The sequence below is a fragment of the Psychrobacter sp. 1Y1 genome (genome assembly GCF_051847395.2).
Classification (GTDB): Bacteria; Pseudomonadota; Gammaproteobacteria; order Pseudomonadales; family Moraxellaceae; genus Psychrobacter.
Map to the genome: position 1 here is coordinate 1,885,798 of NZ_JBPYDF020000001.1, position 21,708 is coordinate 1,907,505.

General features: G+C 43.6%; 19 protein-coding genes and 1 other annotated feature. Of the genes, 6 read left to right on the forward strand and 13 right to left on the reverse strand.

The window, feature by feature from the left end:
* Positions 1-276: 276 nt before the first annotated feature.
* The 4 genes from csdA to ACS8FA_RS21780 form a co-directional block, all read right to left on the reverse strand.
* Positions 277-1,947, reverse strand: a complete 1,671-nt coding sequence (gene csdA, locus ACS8FA_RS21765; protein ID WP_439265572.1) for a DEAD/DEAH box helicase CsdA — start codon at positions 1,945-1,947, stop codon at positions 277-279.
* 605 nt (positions 1,948-2,552) lie between these two features.
* The gene (locus tag ACS8FA_RS21770; protein ID WP_439265574.1) at positions 2,553-3,845 is read right to left on the reverse strand and encodes a DUF1176 domain-containing protein; all 1,293 of its coding nucleotides are present in this window, start codon (positions 3,843-3,845) and stop codon (positions 2,553-2,555) included.
* A gap of 264 nt (positions 3,846-4,109) precedes the next feature.
* Positions 4,110-4,931: a glutathione-dependent disulfide-bond oxidoreductase gene (gene yghU / locus ACS8FA_RS21775; protein WP_439265576.1), complete on the reverse strand. Its 822-nt coding sequence runs from the start codon at positions 4,929-4,931 to the stop codon at positions 4,110-4,112.
* 113 nt (positions 4,932-5,044) lie between these two features.
* Positions 5,045-6,264, reverse strand: a protein-coding gene (locus tag ACS8FA_RS21780) for an IS3 family transposase (RefSeq protein ID WP_439267503.1) whose coding sequence is annotated in 2 segments (ribosomal slippage) — positions 5,045-5,988 and positions 5,988-6,264 — 1,221 coding nt in all. Because the reading frame shifts where the segments join, the coding sequence is not laid out codon by codon here.
* Positions 5,873-5,989, reverse strand: a sequence feature (AL1L pseudoknot). Its footprint overlaps the gene before it by 117 nt.
* Positions 6,265-6,585: 321 nt before the next feature.
* On the opposite strand from ACS8FA_RS21780, the gene ACS8FA_RS21785 reads away from it, so the two are divergent.
* Complete coding sequence (locus ACS8FA_RS21785; protein WP_439267183.1) at positions 6,586-7,962, forward strand: DHA2 family efflux MFS transporter permease subunit; 1,377 nt, start codon at positions 6,586-6,588, stop codon at positions 7,960-7,962.
* A gap of 182 nt (positions 7,963-8,144) precedes the next feature.
* On the opposite strand, the gene bfr (ACS8FA_RS21790) is transcribed toward ACS8FA_RS21785, so the two are convergent.
* The 3 genes from bfr (ACS8FA_RS21790) to ACS8FA_RS21800 all read right to left on the reverse strand — a co-directional run bounded on the left by bfr (ACS8FA_RS21790) (position 8,145) and on the right by ACS8FA_RS21800 (position 9,732).
* A complete protein-coding gene (gene bfr, locus ACS8FA_RS21790) occupies positions 8,145-8,624 on the reverse strand; it encodes a bacterioferritin (protein WP_101205899.1) in 480 nt (159 codons plus the stop codon).
* A 68-nt stretch (positions 8,625-8,692) separates the two neighbouring features.
* Positions 8,693-9,181 (reverse strand): bacterioferritin, encoded by a 489-nt coding sequence (gene bfr / locus ACS8FA_RS21795; protein ID WP_057760257.1) that lies wholly within the window; start codon positions 9,179-9,181, stop codon positions 8,693-8,695.
* Positions 9,182-9,540: 359 nt separating this feature from the next.
* Positions 9,541-9,732, reverse strand: coding sequence for a (2Fe-2S)-binding protein (locus tag ACS8FA_RS21800; RefSeq protein WP_101205900.1), 192 nt, complete (start codon positions 9,730-9,732; stop codon positions 9,541-9,543).
* Between the two features lie 388 nt (positions 9,733-10,120).
* Between ACS8FA_RS21800 and ACS8FA_RS21805 the strand changes: the two genes are divergently transcribed.
* Positions 10,121-10,450 (forward strand): ArsR/SmtB family transcription factor, encoded by a 330-nt coding sequence (locus tag ACS8FA_RS21805; RefSeq protein WP_102090733.1) that lies wholly within the window; start codon positions 10,121-10,123, stop codon positions 10,448-10,450.
* A 175-nt stretch (positions 10,451-10,625) separates the two neighbouring features.
* Here ACS8FA_RS21805 and ACS8FA_RS21810 read toward each other — a convergent pair whose 3' ends face one another.
* The 5 genes from ACS8FA_RS21810 to ACS8FA_RS21830 form a co-directional block, all read right to left on the reverse strand.
* Positions 10,626-11,348 (reverse strand): sulfate/molybdate ABC transporter ATP-binding protein, encoded by a 723-nt coding sequence (locus ACS8FA_RS21810; protein WP_082624600.1) that lies wholly within the window; start codon positions 11,346-11,348, stop codon positions 10,626-10,628.
* 96 nt (positions 11,349-11,444) lie between these two features.
* Positions 11,445-12,395 carry a sulfate ABC transporter permease subunit CysW gene (gene cysW / locus ACS8FA_RS21815; protein WP_102090734.1) on the reverse strand — a complete coding sequence of 317 codons (951 nt, stop codon included), beginning with the start codon at positions 12,393-12,395 and terminating at the stop codon, positions 11,445-11,447.
* Position 12,396: 1 nt separating this feature from the next.
* On the reverse strand, positions 12,397-13,281 hold the full coding sequence (gene cysT / locus ACS8FA_RS21820; RefSeq protein ID WP_057760265.1) for a sulfate ABC transporter permease subunit CysT: 885 nt from the start codon (positions 13,279-13,281) through the stop codon (positions 12,397-12,399).
* Positions 13,282-13,504: 223 nt separating this feature from the next.
* Entirely contained in the window at positions 13,505-14,596 is a 1,092-nt protein-coding gene (locus tag ACS8FA_RS21825) for a sulfate ABC transporter substrate-binding protein (RefSeq protein WP_439267187.1), read from the reverse strand.
* A 268-nt stretch (positions 14,597-14,864) separates the two neighbouring features.
* Positions 14,865-15,992: a sulfate ABC transporter substrate-binding protein gene (locus ACS8FA_RS21830; RefSeq protein WP_439267189.1), complete on the reverse strand. Its 1,128-nt coding sequence runs from the start codon at positions 15,990-15,992 to the stop codon at positions 14,865-14,867.
* Between the two features lie 418 nt (positions 15,993-16,410).
* Here ACS8FA_RS21830 and ACS8FA_RS21835 point away from each other — a divergent pair, with 418 nt between their 5' ends.
* Entirely contained in the window at positions 16,411-16,935 is a 525-nt protein-coding gene (locus ACS8FA_RS21835; RefSeq protein WP_439267191.1) for a hypothetical protein, read from the forward strand.
* 135 nt (positions 16,936-17,070) lie between these two features.
* Here the strand turns inward: ACS8FA_RS21835 and sat are convergent, their stop codons facing one another.
* Positions 17,071-18,333: a sulfate adenylyltransferase gene (gene sat / locus ACS8FA_RS21840; protein ID WP_439267193.1), complete on the reverse strand. Its 1,263-nt coding sequence runs from the start codon at positions 18,331-18,333 to the stop codon at positions 17,071-17,073.
* A 343-nt stretch (positions 18,334-18,676) separates the two neighbouring features.
* Here sat and ACS8FA_RS21845 point away from each other — a divergent pair, with 343 nt between their 5' ends.
* The 3 genes from ACS8FA_RS21845 to ACS8FA_RS21855 are packed head-to-tail and all read left to right on the forward strand — an operon-like array spanning position 18,677 to position 21,642.
* Positions 18,677-20,362 (forward strand): nitrite/sulfite reductase, encoded by a 1,686-nt coding sequence (locus tag ACS8FA_RS21845; RefSeq protein ID WP_439267195.1) that lies wholly within the window; start codon positions 18,677-18,679, stop codon positions 20,360-20,362.
* A complete protein-coding gene (locus ACS8FA_RS21850) occupies positions 20,355-20,945 on the forward strand; it encodes a DUF934 domain-containing protein (protein WP_439267197.1) in 591 nt (196 codons plus the stop codon). The genes ACS8FA_RS21845 and ACS8FA_RS21850 overlap by 8 nt, the downstream gene beginning before the upstream one ends.
* Before the next feature lie 58 nt (positions 20,946-21,003).
* Complete coding sequence (locus tag ACS8FA_RS21855) at positions 21,004-21,642, forward strand: phosphoadenosine phosphosulfate reductase domain-containing protein (RefSeq protein WP_101205909.1); 639 nt, start codon at positions 21,004-21,006, stop codon at positions 21,640-21,642.
* Positions 21,643-21,708 lie beyond the last annotated feature (66 nt).

Below are 21,708 nucleotides of genomic sequence, written 5' to 3' on the forward strand. Positions count from 1 at the left end.
AAGGCGCTCCAAGAGTTACAACGGGCAAAAGTAAATCAGTATAGACAAGGCAAAAAACTCCTGCAAGCAGCCATCGACTATTAGCTAGGATTTGCCGAGTAGTATTTGACGGAATAAATAGCAAGGTAACGGTTAGGCAAGTAAGGGCATAAAGTAATCATGGCGCAATATAAAACAGGTAAACACAAAAAAGCCAGATAACAAGTATCTGGCTTTTTCAATGCTATCTTTAGACGATTAATGAATCAATGATTTTAATCGTCAAATATAGCTGTATTACGAGTTGTTACCACGGTTGCCGCCGTTTGGACGACCTTGGCCACGGCTGTCAGAACGACCAGCTGGACGACCTTGGCTGCCGCTTGGACGACCGCGACCAGTTGCAGCACGCTCACCACGTGGAACGCCATTGCTATCACCGCGGCTTGGGCCACCAGTGCGCTTGCCTTGATACGGCTTGCCACCTGAACGCTCATTTGGTTTGCCTGACGTGTCACGTGGCTTACCTTGATAACCGCTGTCATTGCTAGCGCGTTGACCAGTTGGAGCGCTGTCGCTTGAACGACCACGACCTTGACCACCACCGCTAGATTTACCAGCATAGCCACCGCCTGAACGACCACGGCCTTGACCGCCACCGCCGTTAGAACGACCACGACCACGGCCACGACCATTACCTTTGTTTTCGCTAGGTACGTAAGTTTTCTTAGGCTCCATACCTTCGATGATACATACTTCCATTTTGCGATCTAGATAACGGTTGATAGCGTTAAGCTGTGGACGATCATCCATGCTACATAGGCTGATAGCAACACCAGTACGACCAGCACGACCACAACGACCGATACGATGGACGTAATCTTCAGTCTGACGCGGCAAGTCATAGTTGATAACGTGCGAGATAGCTGGGATATCTAGACCACGAGCAGCAACGTCAGTCGCTACTAGGATTTTTACTTTACCATTACGCAAGTCTTGAACGATACGGTTACGCTTGCTCTGTGGCAAGTCACCATGTAGGAAGCTTGCTTTATGGCCCGCTTCTTGTAGCTGCTTAGCCAGTTTTTCAGTGCTACGTTTGGTAGCAGCAAAGATAATGGTTTGTTCCATATCTTGCTGGCAAACGATTTTATCAAGTAAACGGTTTTTGTGATCAAAATCATCACAGTAGTACACTTTTTCTTCGATGTGTGCAGATTCTACTTTGATTGATACGCGCTCAGGGTTCTTAGTGAAGCTGGCAGCGATTTTACCTACTGGGCCATCCCAAGTTGCTGAACACATGATCGTTTGACGATCGATTGGCGCTGCACGAAGGATGTCACTGATGTCATCAGCAAAACCCATGTCTAGCATACGGTCAGCTTCGTCAAGTACCAATACTTCTAGGTTTGACAAATCAACGCGACCTGCATTGATATGGTCAAGTAGACGACCAGGAGTTGCAACGATTACTTGAACGCCCTTTTTCAAAGCAGTGATCTGACCGTTGTATGGTGCGCCGCCAACTAGTGGTACACAAAATAGACCGCGCATATCTTTAGAATAAGTGCGAACGCTGTCATGTACTTGCTGAGCAAGTTCACGCGTTGGCGTTAGGATAAGTGCTTTGGTTAGTTTGTCAAAGCTAGTGGCACGGCTCAAACGGTCAAGTACAGGGATAACGAAAGCCGCTGTTTTACCACTACCCGTTTGCGCTGACAATAAAAGGTCACGACCTGCTAGAGCAAAAGGAATGGCTTGTTCTTGAATAGGGGTTGGATTGGTATAGCCACTGCGATCAAGCGCAGTAAGAATTGGCTTAGCAATGCCAAGATCAGTAAAGGTGATTTTGTTTTCTTCAGTGGCGTCAGTAGCAGCCGCTTGAGTATTATTATCAGTATTTGGAGTGTCAGTGCTTTCGATGATGCCGTTTTCAGCGGCGATTGCAGATAAGATGTCAGTCATAAGAATCCTTGGTAAGTATAAGTTGCTGTAAATTCAGCAAACTTGATGCATACCACTGATAACCGTTCACCACGCTGCTCTTATTAGCATTACCGAGCAATATAAAATTGTCGATAATTAGAAACCAAGCCAATAGAGCTTAGCGTCTTTATAATAAATGCGTTCGTGCTGTCTGACGTATTTTGGTGGTAGTGCCGAGTGTCTTATCCTTGCTTGATATACGCTCATTATCAATGCTTTGTCCAAAGCAGATAAAGGCAAACAGCAACCAATCTAGACCCTAGTTATAGGCCAGTAGATAAGATATGAGTCAAAAATAACTGATATTTTTAAAAGGTTATTTAAGTACACAAAATCATCGGCAACAATTACTTATGGTCATCCTAGACCCAAAATCGCAGGCGATGTTATCAATCTCATAATTCACGAAAGCCTAAGCTAACGTGGCGACGCAGTATAGCACAATAAAAAAATATATGTACCTATTTCTTCAATTACTGAGTAAATAAGCACTAACAGTGTTGATAATAAACAAATTTAGGTAGTTTATTTAATAACTACAGCAGAATTGAATAACTAAAGCAAATGAGCTACTCACTATTTATCTATCGTACTACTTTGACTTCTGTGACATAGGTAGGTAGCTGCCATGCCCCGCCCGCCTCGATTAAGCGGCAAAGTCCAGTGGTGCTTTCATGACTTTTTTCAAATGCACGGCCCGTCCATAGCCAATCGGTTTTGCTCATGCAATCACCGATGCCGCGCCCTTTTTGTACAGAGGTAAGCTTACCTTTATCGTAGCCAGTAGCATTGGTCGTTACCAACGTTGGCTTATAAGGTTTACTATCATTGATCACCCAAACCCCTGCTCCAGCGTTATAAGCGCCTGTCCAGCACTCATGCTGTGCCAACAGCTGAGAGCCATTTAGACGACTGATACGCCAAGGTGATTTGTCTGAAAGATTGGGACAAACGCTGTCTGCATCTTTCATTGTGCCTTTTACCAACGATGCCAACTGAGAGGACCTCATCACAAACTTTTTGTCATTACCATCGTCCGCTTTGGCACTTGGCACAACGAACCGCAGTACTGGCGCTGCTTTGGGAGGTAATATACCGCCACTAGATTTAACAGCATCGTCATTTTTAATAAAAGCACTGGATGTACCAACGCGACCTTGGAACTCATCGGCTTTTAGCATGGCAGCGCTAGCACCTTTGTCAGAGAGCTGCCAACGTGAATTGCGCAAGGCCAACGTAATCTTGCTAGATTTGGTCAACGCCTCTAACAGTGCAGTTACTTGCGCTTGAGTAAGCTCAGCGTTACCTGCAGCGGCTGAATATGGCTTCGTCTCACCATAATCCTTGTCATTAATAAACAACGAGATGCGATGACGATTACCAAGCTGCATTAAGGCTTTAGACGAGCTGTCCTTTGCTCCGCCAAGCTTTACTTTACCATCCACGCCAGCATTTGCACCTGCACGGCGTACGAGCAATATAGAAACCGGAAACTCACTGTTATTCTCTGCTTGATACCCTGCCAGCCGGCACGTACGCGTATTATCACAAGCGACTTGCCAGTCTTGACTAGTAAACTCAGTCGATGTATTGGCCATACTGGTGGTACTAAATAAAGCGGTACTAAGCGCTGCAAGTACAGGCAGTAATATTTTATTTTTTATCATATAGGTGGATTGTTCTTTTATTTTTTTAGGTATGTTTTCTGAATAATACTCTACAGTGATGTTTTTGGGATTTTTATTAGACTGGGCACTGTTTTTATAGCTATTGTCATCATACTTATTATCGTCATAGATAATGCCTGACCTACTAACACCAGTTAAATCAGCGCCTCTTGATAGCGACATATCGTTTATATAATTATTGTCTTTCATAATCATCACCTTTCAGTAGAAGAAGTATAAACACCTGTCTATTGTAATGGTGCTCGGCTATCTTAACGCACTAGTGTTTCTATCTGTTGTACTAATGTATCATTGTGTAAAGACAAAGGGAAGGCCTAGCATACATTATATTCATTTTTATGAATATAAGTAAAAAGGCTGATAAGCTATTTGCTTATCAGCCTTGCTGCTGTGTTTAAGGTTTATTTATGCTTAAAATGTACTGTTAGATCTAAACTGTATTGAGTACTTAGTTTAGTCGATTGGTTTTAGCTCTAGCGCTACTGCACGTTTAACCGCAGGACGTTCAGCGATTTTCTTAGCCCAACGCTGCAAGTGTTTATAGTCTTCTACTTGTAAAAATTCTGCTGCGTCATAGAGCTTACCTAGTGCCAACTGGCCATACCAAGACCAGACAATCATATCCGCAATGTTGTAATCAGATTCATCATTGCCGCATAAGTACTCATTATCTTTTAGATGCGTGTCTAATACATCAAGCTGACGCTTGGTTTCCATCGTATAGCGGTTGATTGGATACTCTAGAGGTTCAGGCGCATACGCATAAAAGTGCCCAAAGCCGCCACCTAAGAAAGGCGCGCTACCCATTTGCCACATAATCCAAGACAGACAATATGCTCGCGCTTTGCCAGTAGTCAGTGGCAGAAACTTATCAAACTTTTCTGCTAGATACATTAAGATTGCGCCCGACTCAAACAGTGCTATCGGCCCCTCTGCTGTATCAGTAGAATGATCGACCAAAGCTGGAATCTTTGAATTAGGGTTTATCTCTACGAACCCTGAGCCAAACTGCTCACCTTTAGAAATATCGATTTTATAGGCATCATATGCTGCCCCATCAATACCAAGCTCTGCCAGCTCTTCTAATAGTATGTTTACCTTGACACCATTTGGTGTATTTAACGAGTACAGCTGTAACGGAGCATCACCAACGGGCAGCTCTTTATCATAGCGAGCTCCAGACGTTGGACTATTAATACTAGCAAACTTACCGCCGTTGTCTTTATCTTGCGTCCAAACTTTTGGTGGTACGTATTTATTATTATCTTGACTCATAATTTATCCTCGGTTTGTATTTATGACTGCCGCGAAGGTTTACTATAACGAGAACTCATAACGATATTAAAGTCTGAACCGCCCCGACTATATCGGAGAGTGGATTGCTTGAGTCAGGCAGCTTTGTCTGACTCAGTAAGACTATCATAGTATCGTCTCTCAAACTCAAAAGGCGACACATAACCAATCGTACTATGAATGCGAGTTTTGTTAAACCAATCGACCCATTCAAGGGTTGCTAATTCAACATCATTCACACCTTGCCACTGCTGTTTTAAATATTCAATCACCTCTGTTTTATAAAGCCCGTTAACCGTTTCAGCCAATGCATTATCGTATGAATCACCGGTTGTACCAACAGATGCAATAACGCCAGAATCAGCCATCTTATCAATATAGCGAATGGATAAGTACTGAACGCCGCGATCACTATGATGAATCACATCTTTTGGGTTATTTCTGTCTGCAATGGCTTGATTTAACGCTGCCATCACCATATCCGTGTTCATACGATCTGATACTTTCCAACCAACGATAGCGCGAGCAAACACATCAATGATAAAAGCAGTATATACCCAACCACTCAATGTCTTTATATAGGTAAAATCAGCTACCCATAGTTGGTTAGGGCGATGGGCGTTAAAGTTACGATTAACTAAATCATCAGCACGCTTTTGATCATCACGAGACTTAGTCGTTATCTTACCTTTACCTCGCCAAACACCTTGCATACCATGCTGACGCATTAACCGCTCTATAGTGCAGCGTGCAGGATGTATACCCTCTGCTTTCAACTGTTGCCAAACTTTACGAGCACCGTATCGGCATTTGCTGTTCTTCCAGATACGTTTAATCTCATTAAGGTAGAAATCGTCATGCTGACTACGCTGTGAACGCTTTTCAGGATTTTCTTCTAGTTCTTTAGCACGATAGTATGTGGATGGAGCAATCGGTAATACTCTACAGATTGGCTCGACTCCATATTGTTGTTTATGATCTTCAATAAAATCAACCATTACTTGGGTTTGCGGTCGAGCTCCGCCTGGGCGAAAAAAGCTGCAGCTTTCTTTATAATCTCATTGGCTTGCTTTAACTCTCTGTTCTCACGTTCAAGCTCTTTGATACGCTCCGCTTGGCTTTGAGCTTGAATGTTTGCAGGAATGGTTTTATCAATGTGCTTTTTATGCCATGATCGTAGGGTCTCAGGCGTGCAACCTATCTTTGGCGCTATGGCTTTGATGGCTGACCAGGTGGATGGGTAATCGTCTTTAGCTGCAATCAGCATACGGACGGCGCTCTCTTTCATTTCAGGGGTATAATTTCGTGTTTTCATTGTCATATTCTCTCAGAAAATTGAGTCTCCGACAATCCCGGGGCGGTTCAGTCCTCTCTTGTAATCAATGTTGTGTTTCTACTGCTAAAATAAAGATAGGTACGCTATTAGCACTGAGCAATTTCTTTGTCTTATTTCGCCTCTTTGCCTTTTTATTAGCTACCCTTCGCATCGTTGCTCTTATATAAGTTATCTTATATCAGTTACTTTGAGTCACTTTTATTATGAGCCAGGCTTTCTTATACTACTCAGCTTGCATAGTGATCTGCTCGCAAATCCGCTATTTTCTTAATTCATAACGAGACGTTCAATGGGACTCACATGGTAACGCTCACCCCGACTCAAGATAAATACCTGCCTTATGTACTAGCGGTAGCGCTATTTATGCAAATTTTAGACGCTACTATTTTGAACACGTCCTTACCGCAAATGGCGCAAGCACTGGGTGAGTCGCCACTAAAGATGCAGTGGGCAGTCATTAGCTATGCATTGACCCTAGCGATCTTTATCCCTATCAGTGGTTTTTTAGCGGATAAATATGGCACACGCCGCGTATTTTTATCAGCGGTCATCATTTTTTGTGTTGGCTCATTACTGTGTGCGGCGTCGCAAACACTAGATTTTTTGGTTGCTTCACGCGTGGTACAGGGTATCGGCGGTGCCATGATGACGCCTGTCGCTCGTTTGATATTGGTCAAGTCTTATCCGCGCAATAAGCTACTCACTGTGATGAATTTCGCTGTGATACCAGCATTGGTTGCACCACTAGTCGGTCCGGTATTGGGCGGCTATATCGTGCAGTATGCCAGCTGGCATTGGATATTCTTGATCAATATACCGATGGGCGTGGCAGGTTTTATCATGGGCAAAAAACTGGTGCCAGCGCTATTTGAAGACACTAAGCGTCTTGACTGGACAGGGTTTGTATTGTTTGCCGCTGCTGCTTGCGGATTCACACTGGCTGTCGAGTTTGGTTCACAGACTGGTCGCGGGGTTTATGGGCTATTACTCGGGTTAGGCGCAAGTCTATTGATCGGTGCGTACATCTGGCATGCCAAACGGCGAGCAGCTCCCCTGTTTCCACTGAGCTTGTTTGATATTCGCACCTTTCGAATCGGTATTACAGGCAATTTGTTTACGCGGCTTGGTATCAGTGCAGTGCCATTTTTGCTGCCCTTATTACTACAGGTGGTATTTGAGTACTCACCTTCGCAGGCAGGTTGGCTACTTGCCCCAATTGCGGTGGGTGCTATAGGTATCAAACCTTGGGTTAGCAAGATTATTCAACGGTTTAGCTATCGTAAAGTACTGGTCTACAATACCTTGTTTATGGGTTCGCTTATCATTGTACTAGCGCAGTTTAACGATGCGTCGCAGTGGCTATGGTTTATACCTATCTTGACCATCATGGGTGCCTGCAACTCTATGCAGTTTAGTGCGATGAATACGATTACGATTGGCGATTTACAGGGCACACAGACTAGTAGCGGTAATAGCTTAATGGCGGTCAATCAGCAATTAGCGATTAGCTTTGGTATTGCGTTCGGTGCTGCTGTGTTGAATCTACTACGTGAGCGTCTACAGATGGATACACTAGTGGCGTTCCAAACCACTTATTGGATATTGGGCATTTTGACCATTCTCTCGGGGCTGTATTTCTTACGTCTAAAACCTGAAGATGGCCGCGGTTTATACTAGGGCGTGTCTTCAATCAAGACAAGCTTTCTAGTGAGTGAGACTTTACATACGACACATCTCTATTCTGTATATCCGAAACGTTTAAGATAGCTTATCTATAGACAGAAAAAAGCCAGTATACGATTGTGTTATCAATCTTATACTGGCTTTTTTATTACGACTTACCTCAATAATAAGTACTATTATGCGTCATCATCATTCATCTGTGATTGGATGTAGCGCTCTACACCAATACTTTCAATCAAGTCCTGCTGCGTCTCTAACCAATCTTCATACTCTTCATTACCATCTTTTAGCGTGACTAATAGCTGGCGAGAGACATAGTCAGACTTTGTCTCACATAAAGTGACGGCATCAGTAATAATATCGAACTTTTGTCTCTCAAGACGTAGATTGCACTCAATGATTTCTGGTACATCTTCGCCAACCAATACCTTGCCCAGTTCCTGCAAGTTTGGCAAGCCGCCCAACAGTAAAATACGAGCGATCAGGTCGTCTGACCATTTCATCTCAGCAATAGATTGCTTATATAATGAGTCATTAAGCGCTTCTAGCCCCCAATGACGTGCAATACGTGCATGCAAAAAATACTGGTTGATGGCAATCAGTGACTGCCCAAGTACTTTATTTAACGCGCGAATAACTTCTTTATCCCCTGTCATTACCTTTCTCCCTTAATCTCTGTTATTTATGCTAAATACTGTGAATGCTATTCATACGTAGGATGATATCAGACAATATTAGGAGTGACTTCAGCCATTTGGCTTTGTAGGTAATTCGGTAGACCAATCATGTCGATGAGACGGAGCTGCTGCTCAAGCCAATGCGCATGATCTTCTTCGGTGTCTTTCAGTTGCTCGACCAACATCTCACGCGTGACATAGTCATGCTCTGCTTCGCAAAGTGCAATACCTTCTTTTAGATGCTTTTGTACTTGATACTCTAAATCTAGGTCAAACTGCAACATCTCAGGGACAGTCGCACCAATATGGATAGCATCGACAGACATCTTTGGCGTGCCACTCAACATCAAGATACGGCGAATGATATTCTGTGCGTGTAGCGTTTCGTCTTCCATTTCATGATGGATACGGTCGTATAACTTGCCATAGTGCCACTCAGCATACATCTCTGAATGGATAAAATATTGGTCACGAGCGGCAAGCTCACCACCTAGTAAGAAATTCAAATAATCAATGACTTTCTGGCTACCTATCATAACGCGTACTCCCCTATTTATTTTTACCGATCACCATATATCCACAATTTATTATATAAGGATAGCATAATTGGCAAACTGATCAGTAAAATCAAAATCAATAAAATGGCTTCTAATCTTAGGTAAATATAGTAGCATACAGGCGCAGTATAGGGTGTAACGTTATGAACTAAGAATAAGATGCTAATTGAGAATCATAATTAGCTACAACTAGTATTGATATGTGTTATGTAACATGTTGGCGTTTGAGTGAGATTATATGGACGCTTGCACCCGACCCTTTAGGTATAATAAAGTTAGATGCAGAATATTGAATATATTTTATCGTATTATATTACAAGGTATATAATTGATAATATTTAAACAGCGTATGCTAGATTGTCGAGTTTTGCATGGTGTTCGTCTAGGTAGTCATTGACCATCGGCTCACAACAGCCACAGCACGTTGCTACATCGAGCGTATCTTTTAGACCATCGAGCGTATCAACACCTGCAGCAATAGCTGCTTTGATTTGCTTTTCTTTTACGTTGTTGCAGATACATACGTACATGGATTGGCTCCTCGGAATACCACTATTCGATAATGACAGCATACGACACTTATATAAAAACCTTTGTGATAAGTGTCATTGATAAAAGGATAATTTACTGTTTTTTAGCAATGAAAACTTAGTCGTTGAAATCACGTTTATCGCTTGCAGTATAATAACGATAATTATTATCATTTTCAATCACATTCGATATATTTATTCGTTGAGACAGTATCCTTGTATTACAGGCATTTCATTTATGTAAGCGGATATAAGTGTGCGTGTAACCGAATATTGTCAAAGGTAGTGAATTGACGATGAACTGTAAATTTGCTTATTTTTTAATCGATTTTGTAGATAACTGCTGTTATATTGAACCCCTATTAACGAAGCCCATTGGAATTCTCCTATGTCTGATAATAATTTTACGATACGACCTATCGATTTATTCAAAGTCCTATCTGATCCGACACGTCTAAAAATATTTCAAATTCTTTTTAAAAAAGAAGCACGTTGCGTGGGTGATTTGGTAGATATGCTTGACCAGCCACAACCAACAATATCACGCCACCTAAACCATTTGAAAAAATTGGGTATTTTGAGCTGTGTGCGTGATGGTACTTGGATGTGGTATGAGGTCGCTGATGATTTACCAGATTGGTGTCAAGATATCTTAGACATCACCTACGAGCAAATCACTCCTAGCGGCACTAGTAGAGATGTATCGGATCTTGCTTAGATACTATTGTCCGCTTGTGTCCGCTTAGATTTTTGGTTCTTTGACTGTGCTTTATAAAAAGCGTTTAAGACAATAAATCTGCAGCAATGCTCCAGACCAAAAAAGACCTACTTTCGTAGGTCTTTTTTTTGCTCAGCTATTGATAATTTGACTTAAATTGCGCTAGGTCAAATACTTATACAAGATCTAAGAAATCGCTGATAAAGGCGTTGGCTGGCTGGTGTATCAACTCCTCTGACGTGCCTACCTGCTCTACTCGGCCCTGATTCATCACGACGATCTCATCTGATACCGCACGGGCTTCTTCTTGATCATGCGTTACCATGATACTGGTGATACCAAGCTCGTGATGGATGTTTTTTAGCCATGTGCGCAGCTCTTTACGGACTTTGGCATCTAGTGCACCAAACGGCTCATCTAGCAGCAGTAGCTTCGGTTTAACAGCAAGTGCACGTGCTAGCGCAATGCGTTGGCGCTGACCACCTGATAGCTGATGTGGATAAGCATTGGCAACTTGTGGTAGCTGTACGAGGTCTAAGAGCTCTGCCACACGCTTATTGATATCAGCTTTGCTCGGGCGTTCGTTTTTTGGCAACAAGGTCAATCCAAAGGCCACATTGTCCGCGATGTTCTTATGGCGAAACAGCGCATAATGCTGAAACATAAAGCCAATATGGCGCTTTTGGACTGGGGTATTGGTCACATCCAGCTCATCAAACAATACCTGTCCTGAGTCAGCATATTCCAGACCCGCGATAATACGTAGCAAAGTGGTCTTACCGCAGCCTGACGGGCCTAGTAACGTCGTCAGTTTGCCAGTCGGCACCGTGATGTTAATATTGTCTAAAGCGGTAAAATTGCCGAATTTTTTATTAACGTTGCGAATCTCAATGCTCATAATCGTATCTCTTATTATATCTTTTGTCGTATCGTGGCAAGTAGCTGAGTAGCGACTGCATCCGTAGTATTAACATCATTTATCAGATAATGGCAGTTATACCTTACCAGTACTGTCCGCACTCGTCGATTCAGTGACGGCAGTGGCGTTAGCACTCACTGGCAGTTCAGGTGCACTGGCGAGCCGCTCAGACTTGGCAAATTTACGCTCTTGTATCTTGGTCATGACTTGCTGAATCAGTAGCGTCACTAAGGCTAATGCAGCCAATATGCTTGATAAGGCAAATGCAGCGGTAAAGTTATAATCGTTATAGGCAATCTCAACCAATAGCGGCATGGTATTGGTCTCGCCGCGAATGTGACCGGAAACCACACTCACTGCACCAAACTCACCCATCGCGCGCGCATTAGTCAAAATCAAACCATATAGCAGCGCCCATTTGATATTAGGCAGTGTCACATGCCAGAATGTTTGCCAACCAGTCGCGCCTAAGGTTAACGCTGCTTGCTCTTCAGAGTCGCCTTGAGTCTGCATCAATGGGATCAGCTCACGTGCAACAAAAGGAAAGGTCACAAACAACGTTGCCAAAATGATACCAGGCACTGCATATATCACTTGGAAACCCATACTCTCAAGCCAGCCGCCGATAGTAGAGTTCAGTCCAAACAGCAGCACAAACATCAAACCTGCAACCACTGGTGATACCGAAAATGGCAAATCTAGTAAAGTGGTGACCAGCTGCTTACCTTTAAACTGATAGCGCGTGACCAACCATGCAATTGCGATGCCCATTACCATATTAATTGGTAAGACAATCGCCGCTGTGATCAATGTCAGTTTGATCGCTTGCAAAGCTTCAGGGTCTACTAATGAAGCAATATACAACTGCCAACCATTTTTAAAGGCTTCGTAAAACACTGCCAGTAATGGAATGACCAACATGACAATCATGAATAACACTGCAATGGCAATAAAGGTACGGCGTATCCATGGCGTATCTTTGGTCGCGGCGTTGCTTTGGTAGTCGTAGCTATTAGATATTTGCATATTAGCGAGCTCCTACACGGCGCGACAGTTTCCACTGCATGATATTAATGGTAAGCAAGATAACAAATGATATGAGTAGCATAAATAGTGCAACCGCAGAAGCCCCTTGAATATCAAATTGCTCAAGTTTACTGATGATGATGAGCGGCAAAATCTCAGACTGCATCGGAATATTGCCCGCGATAAAGATAACTGAGCCATACTCGCCTGTGGCACGAGCAAACATCATACCTGCACCCATCAGCAAGGCTGGCAATAACTCCGGCAAAATTACCTTACGAAAGGTCGTTAAACGATTGGCACCCAATACCGCCGCCGCTTCTTCGAATTCAACGGACAATTCTGCAAGCACTGGCTGCACCGCACGGACGATAAACGGAAAGCTGACGACCACTAAAGCTAGCCAAATACCTATTGGCGTAAAGGCAACCTGAATATCGAACTTGGCAAACCATTGACCGATCAAGCCATTAGGCGCATATAAAGTGGCAAGCGAGATACCTGTAACGGCGGTTGGTAGTGCAAATGGTAAATCAACCAAGGCATTAATCAGTGACTTGCCCCAAAACTCATAGCGGACAAGTACCCATGCGACCAACGTACCAAATACCATATTGGTCAGCATCGCCAAAAACGACATCCATAAGCTCAGCTTGATAGCGGCAGTGACTTGCGGCTGGGTAATGGTTTCCCAAAAGCCCGTCCAACCCATCTGCGTCGTGGTATAGGCCATCATGGCAAACGGTAGCACCACCAATAACGACAAGCTAAAGACAGTAATACCCATGCTCAGACCGAACCCGGGTAGCACATTGCGCTGACGCAAACGGGTCAGCCAACCTTTTTTATTGCCGGGCTTACTGGCAGAAGAAGATGTTGCACTCATAGTGATGTCCTATTGCCTAACTGATGGTACTTAGCGAGGGTGCTCACTGTAAGACCATTATTACCATTGTTATCAAAATTATTATTGGTCGGCTTATGATATAAAGGACATAGTGCGTACGACCATGTCCTTTATGGGGTGCTTCATGACTGACTATACGATTAACTGAATTAATCCGTTTCAGTGGTTAGCGCAGTAGCTGCTCTAAGTACTTAGCAAGTGATTACTGAGGCGCGTTAATTGCCAATTGGTCAAATACACCGCCATCGCTGAAGTAAGTGCTCATGATCTCATCCCACGTACCAAAGGCATCATTCGGGCGGAAAGTCTCAACTGGCGGTAATTTGTCACCGTTTTTGTCAAGAACGCTCTTAACGCTAGGACGTAGATATAGATTGGCCGCTAGCTGCTGAGCAGGCTCACTCCATAAGTAATCAAGGTACGCTTTGGCAGCGTCTGTAGTGCCTTTTTTATCTGTTACCGTCTTCACAACTGCTACAGGGCTTTCTGATTTAATTGAGTATTTTGGATAAACGATGTCTACTTGACCTGCGCCAAAATCAGTCGCTGCAAGGTTGGCTTCGTTTTCAAAAGTAACCAATACATCACCAATACCGCGCTGTACGAAAGTCGTTGTCGCGGCACGTCCGCCGTTTTCATAGACTTTGACATTTTTTAGCATGTCTTTTACGTAGCCTTTAGCTTTTGTTTCATCTTCATTAAAAGCATGTAGACCATAACCATAAGCACCCAAGAACGCATAACGACCGTTACCTGTCACTTTTGGATTGGCCATGACAATCTCAACACCGTCTTTGGTCAAATCTTCCCAGTCTTTGATGTTTTTTGGATTGTCTTTACGTACCAAAAATACGATCGTACTGGTAAACGGCACTGCGTTGTCTGGGAATTTGCTTTCCCAATCTGACTCAACCAAGCCTTTTTTCTCAAGCAGCTCAATATCAGAGCCTTGGTTCATGGTAGCAACATCGGCTTGTAGACCGTTGGCAACAGACAATGCTTGCTTACTTGAGCCGCCATGTGATTGTTTGATTAAGATATTGCTGTTTGGGTTCTCAGCTTTGTAGTGCTCAACAAACAACGGGTTGTAGTCTTTGTAGAAATCACGTGCCACATCGTATGAGACATTAAGTAGCTCGATATTTTGCCCTTCATTCGTCGCTGAACCATCAGCTGCGGCCTCAGTAGTTTCACTGTTGCTACAACCAGCTAGACCCAATGTCAAAGCAACGCCAGCAATACTCAAGGCACTAAGAGTTTTACTTTTCTGTTGATAACGAGCTACGTCTGTCATAAATACCTCAAAGATGTCTGTTGTGTAATGCAAGTATGCTAACAGCGCCATCTTATTATGTTTAATGATGAATATGCGTATGTTATTGCCAAAAGGGAATAACCAGTAAACAAAGCCAGATATATCAATAAGTTGTTAAAAGAATCTATATGTATAACTGACTGTTTGTTTATTGATGGTTTGAATGCTGACATGCGCCCTATCTATCTTGTCCGCGTTTCATTGAAAGCAGCTAAGATAGATAGTTCTATAAACTAAGAATTAACCACTACTTCGTGGTTGCCAGCTGATCAAAACGGCCGCCATCGACAAAGAAAGCATCCATAATATCTGCCCATGAGCCAAACACAGCCACAGGTTCAAACGTCTCAATATCAGGCAAGGTATCTTTATGAGCAGCTAGGATTTGCTCATCACTTGGACGCATGTACATTTTTGCCATGAGCTCTTGGGCAGGCTTATCCCATAAACCTTTCAGATAAGCATTTGCCGCTTCCGTCTTACCAGATTTTTCAGTCACTGCCGTTACGACTGCTACTGGGTTGGCAATCGTAATCGAATAACTCGGATATACGATGTCAACGTTACCCTTTGCAAATTGTTGGGCAGTCAAATGTGCTTCGTTTTCAGTCGTGATCAACACATCACCTAGACCACGCTGGGTAAAGCTAGTCGTCGCAGCGCGTGCGCCATTGTCATAAGTGACGACATTGGCCAGCAACTTTTTGATAAAGTCATTGGTTTTTACAGGGTTTTCATTACTGCTTTCTTTGAATTGGTGCAAGCCGTAGCCATAAGCACCCAAGAAAGCATAACGCGCTGTACCACTGGTTTTCGGGTTTGGGATGACCACATCGATATCATTACGGGCCAAATCTGACCAGTCTTTGATATTTTTTGGATTACCAGCGCGAACCAGTAGCACCATGGTGCTGGTGTACGGCACGGCATTATTTGGTAGTGCTTGCTGCCAGTCAGCAGCGACCAAACCTTTCTCCACCAATAGATTCATATCGCTCTCTTGGTTAAAAGTCACTACATCCGCTTGCAAACCGTTGGCGACAGAAAGCGCTTGCTTACTAGAGCCGCCATGCGACTGATTGATATTTACTTTGCTATTTGGGTGATTCTTCTGGTAGTCGGTACTGAATAAAGTATTGTAGTCTTTATAAAAGTCGCGCGACACATCATAGGAGACGTTGAGTAGATTGACATCTTGCGTCCCGCCACTGGCACTATTTGCCGCGTCATCTTGCGTCGCTTCGGTTGGACTGCAGCCTGTCATTATCATCGCTGCTGCGAGCATGCCGCTGGTGGCAAGTACACGCGCTTTTACAGGCTTATTATTAGTTGATTGAATGCTAGCAATGCTGATTTGTTGGAATTTTTTTTGCATGATGCTCTCGATAAAAGTATTAGAAGCGTGTTGTCAAAATCTTGACCATCATCACAGGGCCTACAATCTTTTGAGTTCGGTTGTCGGGATGATGCAAGCTATGCTAGCAGCATAAATAGCAAACGCTTAGTGACGAATTAGCTTATCGACTAGTGAAGTTGGCATAAGTGATAGGAGCAATCGTTTTGCATTATTTTGCATCGTTAAGAATAAAATGGGTTGAGTAGTTGCTGGCAGGTTTATTAAGTAGACTATGATTTGGGTAGGCTGTACCATTATTTGTACGTCATAAAGTTTGCTGTATTAATGATACTTTCATTATCCTGATGCTATGCGAACCTTACTTTTCTACTTGACCAAAGGCCCTTATATGACTCTTTTATACCGTCAATTTCATTCTATTGTAGGGCTGATAATAATGACCTCTACCCTAGCTGCTTTAACAGGCTGTAATAGTATGTCGCCCACTGTGAACAGCGATAGCCACAGCAAGGTCAAATCAGTTGCCAGTACAACATCTACTTTGCCAGCTATTCAAAATAATGATTTGGGTGACAATGTCTCAGCAGACAAATTTTCAACAGACAAGGTTTCAGCGGATTACGCTACTGCCGACTACGATAAACGAGCACAAGGCTATGATTGGGTTGGCGTGATGGTACGAGCAGATGATGATCGACAGATTGACATTAAAGTTCGCTCACGCAGCGATATCAAAAAACCTACTTGTTACTTCGATGGTAAGGCGACATTGATGGGCCAAGATACTGCTCACGGTACGATTTTTCAGGCAAAAGTAAATGACAGTACGGCTTTTTTTCAATTTAAGGATGACAAGCTCATCATCGACAGCCCAGACAAGTATGCACTGAACTATTTTTGCTCAGGTGGTGGCTCACTTGCTGGAGAATATAAAAAGCTGGCAGTAGGTTTGGAGATTTAATAGTCATCGCTAGCATGTGTTAGGACGTGTTTTTCATTTTAAAATAATGATAAAAACAGAAAGGTGCCAGACCATAAGTCTGACACCTTTTTTACGACTGGCTTAGTACAAGTTTTTTATACTGATGATCTGCCCTTATACCGCAGATGCACCCGTTAATTTAACCTCAGCACGCTCTTCTTTTGCGATACCAGCATAGTAGTCACGCAAAATTTGTAGTACTTCTGGACGGCTAAAGTTATCTGGTACATCTTCGTCTTCTGATAGTGCTTTACGCAGCTTAGTACCTGACACTTTAACGTGCTCAGAGGCGTCATGCGGGCAAGTCTTATCAGAGGCCATCGCATTACAAGCGTTACACCAGAACGTCCAGCCAATTTTGAGCGGCTGAGTGATAAGGTCGTCTTTACCAACATGTTCAAAAATCGTTTGCGCATCAAACGCACCATAGTAATCGCCGACACCCGCATGGTCACGACCGACAATCAGATGGCTACAGCCATAGTTTTGACGGAATAGTGCATGTAGTAACGCTTCACGTGGGCCAGCATAGCGCATATCCAACGGATAGCCTGCTTGGATAACAGTATCTTGTCTAAAGTAGTTATCAATTAACGTTTTAATAGCTTCTTGACGGACTTCTGCTGGGATATCGCCAGGTTTCAATGCGCCTAATAATGAATGAATCAATACACCATCACAGATTTCAATCGCAATCTTGGCCAGATATTCATGTGAGCGGTGCATTGGATTACGCGTTTGGAATGCCGCCACTGTTTTCCAGCCTTTAGCATCCAAAATTGCGCGCGTTTCTGCTGGCGTTTTGTAGATTTCTGGATATAACGTTGGGAACTCACCTTCGCTAAGTACTTCAACACTACCGGCAATATTGATGGCTTCTTGGCTCAATACTTGCTGTACGCCCGGATGCTCTGAATCCGTGGTCGTGAATACTTGCTGACACTCATGTTCTTTATCGATGGTATAAGTCTCTTCTACCGTCAAGATACCCATGACTTCACCATCTTGAGCGACCAATGCTACTTTGTCACCTTGACTCAAACTATCCGCAGTTTCTTTTGGCGCAGACAAAGTGATAGGAATTGGCCAAAACAAGCCAGCGTTTTCACCGCTTTGCAGACGCATGTTGTCTACTACGCCCTGCCAGTCCGCTTGGTTCATAAAACCATTTAACGGAGTAAAACCACCGATACCAAACATGATTAAATCACCGCGCTCACGTGAGCTTAGAGTGATGGTCGGTAATGTGCTGGCAAGCTCTAATGCTTGATCGCGTGCTGCACCGTTTAATAATAGTGGCTTAAGCTCTGCACTACCGTGTGGAGGAACCAGCTTTGATTTGAATTGGGATTGGGTTTGGCTTTGAGTTTGAGACATATAGTTATTAAAACCTCTTATAAAAAGAATGGTTGGAAGAGATGAGCAAAAATGCAAAAGCGATTAAATGTACAAAACTGAGAAGAAAGCCGTCGCTAGATAATAAGTAGCGTACTAGCGACTGGGCATTAAATTTGATACGCATAGGCTACCTAACTTTCGTTATGAAAATTTATGCTGTGTTTGGATATGGATATGTCTGAAAGGAATTTATGTTTCTGGGTACAAGCTTATATGATGTATAGCTGAATTATTTACATTGCGAACGGCAATAAAACCTATTACACACGCAAATCATTTTCGTCGCTGATTTTAAGATTAAAAACAAAACTGAGATTACGTCATGTATCAATATAATTACGCTGACCAGACTTTGGTAGAGGAACGAGTTGCCCAATTTCGCGACCAAACCGAGCGGTTTTTGGCAGGTGAGCTGCCAGAAGAGCAGTACTTACCACTGCGATTGCAAAACGGCTTGTATATCCAGCGTTATGCGCCTATGCTCCGTATCGCCATTCCTTACGGCTTGCTTGCCAGCTATCAGCTACGCAAACTGGCCGAGATTACTCGCAAGTATGATAAAGGCTATGGGCACATGACCACCCGTACCAATATTCAGCTGAACTGGCCAAAGCTAGAAGATGTGCCAGATATTTTGGCTGAATTAGCCTCAGTACAGATGCATGCCATCCAAACCTCAGGCAACTGTATTCGTAACACCACAACGGATCCTTATGCGGGTATCCATAAAGAAGAAATTGCTGATCCACGTCCTTATTGTGAGATTATCCGTCAGTGGTCAACCTTTCATCCTGAGTTTGCTTTTTTACCACGTAAATTTAAAATTGCAGTGATCGGTACCGAAGCGGATCGTGCGGCAACGCAAGTACATGATGTGGGTCTGCACGTCGTTACCAATGACGCAGGCGAGCTTGGCTTTGAAGTGATCGTTGGTGGTGGCCTCGGGCGTACCCCTATTATCGGCAAAACGATTCGCAAGTTCTTACCTCGTGAGCATTTACTCAGTTATCTAGATGCCATTTTGCGTGTTTATAACTTGCATGGTCGTCGTGACAATAAATACAAAGCCCGTATCAAGATTTTGGTCGACAGCTTAGGCGGCGATCAGTTTGCCAAACTGGTAGAAGCTGAGTGGGAGGCGCACACCAAAGACGGTCCGCTGACCTTGACGGATGGCAATTTTGACACCGCTGCCAGCTATTTCAGCATGCCTGATTATCAGTCATTTGATGCGCTCGCAGTACAATCAGAGTTGCAAGCACAATTGGCAGACAATAAAGATTTCGCTGATTGGTATAAGCAAAACACCGTGGCACATAAGGTGGACGGTTACCGTGCGGTCGTGATCTCTTTAAAAGCCGGACTGGTGGACGGTCGTTATGTGCCATCAGGTGACTTGAGTGATGCACAAATGGATGCGCTTGCCGATTTGTCTGATCGTTATAGCTTTGGTGAATTGCGCGGTACGTATCAGCAAAATCTGGTATTCGCTGATGTGCAAACCAATGAGCTTTATGAATTGTGGCAGCAGCTATCAGAATTGCATTTAGCGCGCGCAAACATCAACACCCTAACGGATATGATTGTCTGCCCAGGTTGGGACTACTGCTCGCTTGCCAATGCAACGACGCATAACATCGCTGAACAAATCGAAAAGCAGTTTGATGATTTAGATTACTTGTATGATCTTGGTGATATTCGCCTAAACATGTCAGGCTGCATGAATGCTTGCGCCCATCATCACACAGGTGATATCGGCATCTTGGGTGTGGACAAAAAAGGCGAGCACTGGTATCAGATTAGCCTTGGCGGTAACTCTAGTAATGACGCCAAATTGGGCAAAATCTTAGGAAAAGCGGTGCCAGCGGATGATGTGGCCAGCACGCTACAAACCATTTTAGATGTGTATCTCGATATACGCGGCACTAACGAACAAGATGTTGAGGGTTTTGGTGACGTGATTGACCGCGTTGGTATCGCCCCCTTTAAGGAGAAGGTCTATGGCTAATCATCATGTGCTTGATAGCCATGGCGCAGACATCAGTGGCGAAGATACTTGGCAAGCGCTAGCGACAGCGCAGCTGCCTGACGGTATCGCGTTATCAAGCCTGACCTTGCTTGAGCTGTTACACAAACAAGAAAAAGTTGATGTACTTGTCCCACTAGCAGATTTATTAAATGCTGATGGCAAACTGGCAAACGGTTTGCTAGAGCAAGTATTGGATATCCTCAAGCAGCACAGCAGCCGATTGGGTGTGTGGATCACATCCAACACCGATGCTGATGATCTGCCTGATGTAAAAGACTTTTTATTGACGCAAGACTTGATCGTCATTCATGTCCCAAGTTTTGTAGACGGTCGCGGTTTTAGTTTTGCACAGACCCTGCGTCAGCTTGGTTATGAAGGTGATATTCGCATGGCAGGCGCGTTTGGTCGTGATCAAATCGCTTATTTGCTGCGCGCTGGTGCGACCAGCTTTGTACTCAATGAGCATGATGCTAAATCTGATATTAGCCAAGCCTTCACTGCCCTAGCCAGTAGCTATGATGGTCGAGACGCTTCAGCATTACCGATGTTCTCAAAAAACTGATTTTATTATTCACTATCAAATCGCTATTTTTATATTAACAATTATTAAGGAATGTATTATGAGCCAATTACACCCAAACCTAGATATCGACCAAGCAAACCAAGATTTGCAAGGTAAATCACCTGAGCAAATCGTTGAGTGGGCATTGACGCAAGCCAAAAACCCAATCATCACCACCAACTTCCGTCCTTATGAGTCAGCGATCTTGCATTTGGTTGCCAAGCAGCGCCCTGACATCACGGTATTGTGGGTAGATTCAGGCTATAACACCGATGCGACCTATCAGTTTGCCAACAAATTGATTCGTGATCTTGATCTCAACGTCGTGACGTATATTCCAAAACAAACCGCTGCCCATCGTGACGCCACCATGAATGGCATCCCAGGCATTGACAACCCGCAACATGGCGAGTTCACTGAACAAGTGAAACTTGAGCCATTCCGCCGCGCCCTTGCTGAGCTAAAACCAGATGTGTGGTTCAATGCTATTCGTAAAGACCAAACTGAGTTCCGCCAAGGTCTTGATGTACTTAGCTTATCAAAAGACGGCGTACTAAAGGTAGCGCCATTGTTTGAAAAAACAGATGCTGATCTAGACGTGTACTTAGATGAGCACAACTTGCCAAACGAGCATGACTACTTTGATCCAACGAAAGTAGAAGAAAGCCGTGAGTGTGGCTTGCATACTCAGCTGTAATTTCAGCTGTTTATGAATTTAAAAAGCCCTTTCTTTTATTTAAGAAAGGGCTTTTTTCAGTTTTTC

Coding starts and splice junctions, on each gene's coding strand:
- csdA (WP_439265572.1), bottom strand. CDS start 1,947: ATGACTGACATCTTATCTGCAATCGCCGCTGAAAACGGCATCATCGAA.
- ACS8FA_RS21770 (WP_439265574.1), bottom strand. CDS start 3,845: ATGAAAGACAATAATTATATAAACGATATGTCGCTATCAAGAGGCGCT.
- yghU (WP_439265576.1), bottom strand. CDS start 4,931: ATGAGTCAAGATAATAATAAATACGTACCACCAAAAGTTTGGACGCAA.
- ACS8FA_RS21785 (WP_439267183.1), top strand. CDS start 6,586: ATGGTAACGCTCACCCCGACTCAAGATAAATACCTGCCTTATGTACTA.
- bfr (WP_101205899.1), bottom strand. CDS start 8,624: ATGACAGGGGATAAAGAAGTTATTCGCGCGTTAAATAAAGTACTTGGG.
- bfr (WP_057760257.1), bottom strand. CDS start 9,181: ATGATAGGTAGCCAGAAAGTCATTGATTATTTGAATTTCTTACTAGGT.
- ACS8FA_RS21800 (WP_101205900.1), bottom strand. CDS start 9,732: ATGTACGTATGTATCTGCAACAACGTAAAAGAAAAGCAAATCAAAGCA.
- ACS8FA_RS21805 (WP_102090733.1), top strand. CDS start 10,121: ATGTCTGATAATAATTTTACGATACGACCTATCGATTTATTCAAAGTC.
- ACS8FA_RS21810 (WP_082624600.1), bottom strand. CDS start 11,348: ATGAGCATTGAGATTCGCAACGTTAATAAAAAATTCGGCAATTTTACC.
- cysW (WP_102090734.1), bottom strand. CDS start 12,395: ATGCAAATATCTAATAGCTACGACTACCAAAGCAACGCCGCGACCAAA.
- cysT (WP_057760265.1), bottom strand. CDS start 13,281: ATGAGTGCAACATCTTCTTCTGCCAGTAAGCCCGGCAATAAAAAAGGT.
- ACS8FA_RS21825 (WP_439267187.1), bottom strand. CDS start 14,596: ATGACAGACGTAGCTCGTTATCAACAGAAAAGTAAAACTCTTAGTGCC.
- ACS8FA_RS21830 (WP_439267189.1), bottom strand. CDS start 15,992: ATGCAAAAAAAATTCCAACAAATCAGCATTGCTAGCATTCAATCAACT.
- ACS8FA_RS21835 (WP_439267191.1), top strand. CDS start 16,411: ATGACCTCTACCCTAGCTGCTTTAACAGGCTGTAATAGTATGTCGCCC.
- sat (WP_439267193.1), bottom strand. CDS start 18,333: ATGTCTCAAACTCAAAGCCAAACCCAATCCCAATTCAAATCAAAGCTG.
- ACS8FA_RS21845 (WP_439267195.1), top strand. CDS start 18,677: ATGTATCAATATAATTACGCTGACCAGACTTTGGTAGAGGAACGAGTT.
- ACS8FA_RS21850 (WP_439267197.1), top strand. CDS start 20,355: ATGGCTAATCATCATGTGCTTGATAGCCATGGCGCAGACATCAGTGGC.
- ACS8FA_RS21855 (WP_101205909.1), top strand. CDS start 21,004: ATGAGCCAATTACACCCAAACCTAGATATCGACCAAGCAAACCAAGAT.